The organism is Thermomicrobiales bacterium (assembly GCA_023954495.1).
Classification (GTDB): Bacteria; Chloroflexota; Chloroflexia; order Thermomicrobiales; family CFX8; genus JAMLIA01.
This window is the reverse complement of sequence record JAMLIA010000130.1, coordinates 1-4,969: the sequence shown is the minus strand read 5'-3', so window position 1 is coordinate 4,969 and position 4,969 is coordinate 1. Positions and strand designations below refer to the sequence as shown.

Below are 4,969 nucleotides of genomic sequence, written 5' to 3'. Positions count from 1 at the left end.
GTTGGCTTTGGCTTAGCCGCGCTCGTCGATCGGCACGAAGTCCTGATGGGTCGGGCCGACGTATTCGGCCTGCGGTCGCATCAGGCGATTCTCCGCCATCTGCTCCATGATGTTGGCCGACCAACCTGCGATGCGAGAGAGGGCGAAGACGCCCGGCATCAGGTCCGGCGGGAAGCCGAGGTTGTAGAGCAGTGGTGCCGAGTAGAACTCGACGTTCGGGTAGAGCTTGCGTTCGGTGAAGTACGGGTGGTGGTTGGTCAGCTCCTCCATGTTGTGTGCGAGCTGATACCACTTGGTGTCGCCGACTTCGTTGGCAACCTTTTCCGACCACTTCATCAGGTGGTTCACACGCGGATCGCGGGTCTTGTAGATGCGATGGCCGAGGCCCATCAGGCGGCGCTTGATCTGCAGGGACTCGTCGACATACGCCTCGATCTTGTCCGGGTCGCCGATCTCCAGCAGCATGTTCATCGCCATCATGTTCGCGCCACCGTGGGCGACGCCCTTCAGGCTGCCGAGTGCTGCCGTGACTGCTGAATAGATGTCCGAGCTTGATGAGATGGTCGAGCGCGAGGTGAAGGTCGAAGCGTTCATCGAGTGCTCGGCCAGCAGGACAAGGTAGAGATTGAACGCGTCTGCCTGCGTCTGGCTCGGCTTCTCGCCGCGCACCATGTAGAGGAAATTGGCGGCGATGTCGAGGTCCGGATCCGGCGCGACCGGCTCCTGGCCGTTGCGCAGGCGCTGGTACGACGCGAGGATCGTCGGCATGGCGGCGGCGAGGCCGAGCGCCTTGTCGCGAAGCCCTTCCTGGCTGAGGTCGTCCTGGTTCTCATCCTGCATGCCTAGCGCCGTGACGCCAACCTTGAGTGAGTCGATCGGTGCGCCACCACGCGGCAGGGCAGCGATGGTGTTCGCTACGTCGGCTGAAATCTGGCGGTGCTGGCGAGACTTGCTGGTAAGGTCGTCGAGCTGGGAGCGAGTGGGAAGTGATCCGTACCACAGGAGATAGATGATCTCCTCGAAACGGACCTTCTCGGCGAGGTCGTTGATGTTGTATCCACGATAGGTAAGGATGCCGTCGGTGCCGTTGACCGAGCTGAGCTGGGTTTGTGCGACAACGAGGCCATCAAGGCCGGCTGCTGCTGCTGTCATACGCTAGAAAATCCTCTCGTCCCAGAATCTGGCCCGACGTGTATTGGTCAACATTGACCCACGACCGAACTGACTCTACTCCTCTATCTACGGGGCGAAACAAGCCCGCATCCCCACATTTCATACGACCGGCGCGATCCGGTACGCTCTCTGAGGTTATCGTAGCATGATTCGCGCCTCGCACAGAAAAGCAGCGGGAAGCCGGGAGACGGAATGAACGACGCATCCGCCAGTGACAACGAAGCCCGGATTTACATCTGGCTGGAACATCCGCCGGACGTGGCCGAAGCAGATCTCACCATTGAGGATGTGCCGGGTATCAACGATCTTGACCAGCTCGCGGATGCGATCCGCGACGGCCGCCTCGGCCGCTTCCTGCCGGTGACGTTGCACTTTGCCGACCACCCACGCCCGAGCGCGAAGCGGGTTCGCGCCGTCGATGTCGTGCGGCTCCTGCGAGACCGTCATATTCGACATCGACGACGCTATGAAGTCATCATTGGCGCGAACGAGGATGAACCGACCGACGCCTAGTGGCGGCGGCGACGCGGCGAGTAGCAGTCCGAGCAATACACTGGTCGGTCTGGATCCGGCACGAACGGCACCTGCGCCGTGCGTCCGCACGAGGTGCAGACAATCGTGTGGCGCTCACGTGGGCCGGAAGTCTGCGCCACTGGACGGGCGACCGGTCGCGGCGTACGTCGCGGTGTTGCCGGCGTTGTTGAGAGCGGCTGCGCCAGAGTCGGATCGGCAGCGATCGCCGCCTCAGCGCCCGGCCATGCCTCGCGGGTGATGCGTCGGCCGATGCCCCGTTCGAGCTGCCGCCACTTCGCGCCGTCCTCCGGGCCAAGCAACGTGATCGCCTGTCCCTTGCGTCCCATCCGTCCGGTTCGACCGACTCGGTGGGTCAGCAACTCCGGCGACTCGGGCAGGTCAATGTTGATGACCTGGTCGACGGTGGTGATGTCGAGGCCACGGGCGGCAACGTTCGTCGCCAGCAGGATCTGGACGCGGCCGCTGCGGAAGTCCGCCATCACCCGGTCACGCGCGTTCTGTGACAGATTGCCCTGCAGCGCACCAACCGGATAACCGTCCGCCTCCAGCTTGCGCGCGAGCTTCTTGACGCCGTGCTTTGTCCGACCGAACACGATGATCGAGCCGTCGCCGCGATGATCGAGCAGATCGCGCAGCGCGGTCAGCTTGTCACCATCTGGCACGTCGTAGGCGACATGGTCAATTGGCGCGCTGTCTTCTGGTCGCGGATCGACGGTGACGCGAACAGGATCCGACAGATAGGTGCGTGACGTCTCGCTGACCCAGTCCGGCACAGTCGCCGAGAAGAGGGCCGTCTGACGCTGGCGCGGCGCGCGACGCAGGATGCGCTCGACATCCGGCGCGAAGCCGCGATCGAGCATCTCGTCGGCCTCATCGAGCACGACCATCCGTACGCCATCGAGGCGCAGCGCATTCTGGTTGAGCAGGTCGAGCACGCGGCCCGGTGTGCCGACGACAATCGGCGCGCCGCGGCGCAGGGCGGCAATCTGCGGGCCGGCAGCGCGACCGCCGAAGATCAGCACGCTGCTGATACCGCGAGTCTTGCCGACCTGATCGAGTACGCCACCGACCTGAACCGCAAGCTCGCGGGTCGGGACGAGAATCAGCACCTGCACGTCGCGGCGTCGTGGGTCAACGAGATTGACCGCCGGAATGCCGAACGCAAGGGTCTTGCCTGAGCCGGTGCGTGCCTGGCCGATCAGGTCATGCCCGTCGAGCAGCGGCTGCAACGCCTGTGACTGAATTGGTGTTGGGGTGGTCATCCCCATGTTGGTGAGTGCCTTGAGCGTCTCAGGACGCATGCCGAGATCGCCAAAGGAAGTTGCGCCCGTTTCGCGGGCCATCGCAATGGTCAAGAGTCTATTCCTCTGTGCTGCGCAGCGCATCACGGTTTCTCTGGTGTTTGCCACGCCCGGACTACCGGGGAGGCGACCTCCGCGCTGCGCGATTGAGGAGGAACACTTGCCGTACACGTCTGGGGAATGTGGTCGTGTACACCCACAACCTGCTTATTCTATCATGGGTGTCGAGCACAGCCGTGCGGCAAACAGGCTTGTGCCTGCACGCCGCCGGAGAGGAGCATTCAAGTGACTGAGACATTTCGCGGGACGGTTCGCGCGCCGGAGTTTCCGGCCGACCTCAGTTGGTCCAACGTCAATGCACCACTGACGATGGCCGGACTGCGCGGCAAGGTCGTCATCCTCGACTTCTGGACCTATTGCTGAATCAACTGCATTCATATCCTCCCGCAGTTGCGGGAACTCGAAGCACGCTTCCCCGAACACCTCGTTGTGGTTGGCGTTCACTCGGCGAAGTACCCAGCCGAGCGCGAAGACGCGCACCTTGCCGCCGCTATCGAACGGCTGGAGCTTGGCCATCCGGTTGTCAACGACGGAGCCTTCGTCGTCTGGCAGTCGTACGCCGTACGCGCCTGGCCGACGCTGATGTTCATCGACCCGGAGGGTAAGGTAATCGGCAAGAGCGAGGGCGAAGTCACCGCCGATATGCTCGCGCCGCTCATCGAAAAGATGATCGACGAGTTCGGCGCAGCCGGTCTGCTCAGCGGCAGAGCGGTTCATGCGAGCGTGCCTGAGCCGCCGCAGACAACGCTCGCGTTCCCGGGTGACGTCGCCGTCGACCAGTCCGGCAATCTCTATGTCGCTGACACGAACCACCACCGCATTGTCGAGGCGCGCCCGGACGGACAGATCGTGCGGACATTTGGCAGCGGTGTGGCTGGATTTGCGGACGGCGCTGTCGATGTCGCGTCGTTCCGTGCGCCGCAGGGCATCGCCTGCGACGGGCAGAAGCTGATCATCAGCGACACCGGCAATCACGCGATTCGCCGCATCGACCTGGATGCCGAGTCGGTGGTCACGATCGCCGGCACTGGCGAACTTCCGGCCAGTTACGTGTCCGGCGGGGATGCGCTCGAAACAGGGTTGCGGTCGCCGTGGGGTATCGCGATTAGCGAGGGCGTGCTCTACGTCGCGATGGCCGGTTCGCACCAGCTCTGGGCGCACCGGCTGGGCGACGACCAGATTCGCCGCATGGTCGGGACCGGTCACGAAGACTTGCGCGACGGCACGCTGGCGGCCAGTCAGTTGGCGCAGCCGAGCGGGATCGCAGTCGCCCCGGATGGCCGATCGTTGCTCTTCACCGATTCGGAAACGAGCGCCGTCCGCCGGTCCGATATCCCCGGCTACCGTGACGGTCTGGTACACACACTGGTCGGCGAGGGCTTGTTCGAGTTCGGCGATGTCGATGGGCTAGCCGCGGCAGCGCGATTGCAGCACCCGCTCGGCGTGGCGGTCGATCCGGCGACGGGTGTGGTCTATGTGGCTGACACCTACAACAACAAGATCAAGCGCATCGACCCAACAACCGGAGACTGCACTACCTGGCTTGGCGATGGCGTCGCTGGCTCGCAAGACGGGGTTCGACAGGCAGCGAGGTTCTTTGAGCCGGCCGGTCTGAGCATCGCCGACGGCACGCTCTTCATCGCCGACACGAACAACCACGTCATTCGCCGCGCACGCCTTGACGATGGTCTTGTTGAGACGGTGGAGATCCGCGAACGCTCGTGATCGGCGGACGGCAGTCGGACGACGAATGTGCAGCCGTCGGAGTCGCTTGTGACGCCGATCGAGCCGCTGTGGCGCTCGACGATATGCAGCAAATGCTCGGTTGGGATCCGGGGGCCGTTGTCCAGCAGGATGTCCAGTACCTGACGAATGCGAGCCGCATCAAACTGACACGTCGT

Annotated in this window: 5 protein-coding genes; 3 read left to right on the top strand and 2 right to left on the bottom strand. The window is 63.7% G+C overall.

From position 1 onward, the window contains the following. Window positions 1–12: 12 nt before the first annotated feature. A complete protein-coding gene (locus M9890_15370; GenBank protein ID MCO5178334.1) occupies window positions 13–1,152 on the bottom strand; it encodes a citrate synthase in 1,140 nt (379 codons plus the stop codon). A 213-nt stretch (window positions 1,153–1,365) separates the two neighbouring features. On the opposite strand from M9890_15370, the gene M9890_15365 reads away from it, so the two are divergent. Next, complete coding sequence (locus tag M9890_15365; protein ID MCO5178333.1) at window positions 1,366–1,686, top strand: hypothetical protein; 321 nt, start codon at window positions 1,366–1,368, stop codon at window positions 1,684–1,686. Here the strand turns inward: M9890_15365 and M9890_15360 are convergent. Next, window positions 1,683–3,062 (bottom strand): DEAD/DEAH box helicase, encoded by a 1,380-nt coding sequence (locus M9890_15360; GenBank protein ID MCO5178332.1) that lies wholly within the window; start codon window positions 3,060–3,062, stop codon window positions 1,683–1,685. The two genes, M9890_15365 and M9890_15360, sit on opposite strands and share 4 nt — an antisense overlap. Window positions 3,063–3,293: 231 nt before the next feature. On the opposite strand from M9890_15360, the gene M9890_15355 reads away from it, so the two are divergent. Continuing rightward, a complete protein-coding gene (locus tag M9890_15355; protein MCO5178331.1) occupies window positions 3,294–3,431 on the top strand; it encodes a hypothetical protein in 138 nt (45 codons plus the stop codon). A gap of 27 nt (window positions 3,432–3,458) precedes the next feature. Then, window positions 3,459–4,793, top strand: a complete 1,335-nt coding sequence (locus M9890_15350; GenBank protein MCO5178330.1) for an alkyl hydroperoxide reductase — start codon at window positions 3,459–3,461, stop codon at window positions 4,791–4,793. Window positions 4,794–4,969: the final 176 nt, after the last annotated feature.

Bases quoted from the DNA above. Each gene is read 5' to 3' on its own strand.
- M9890_15370 (MCO5178334.1), bottom strand. From the start codon at position 1,152: ATGACAGCAGCAGCAGCCGGCCTTGATGGCCTCGTTGTCGCACAAACC.
- M9890_15365 (MCO5178333.1), top strand. From the start codon at position 1,366: ATGAACGACGCATCCGCCAGTGACAACGAAGCCCGGATTTACATCTGG.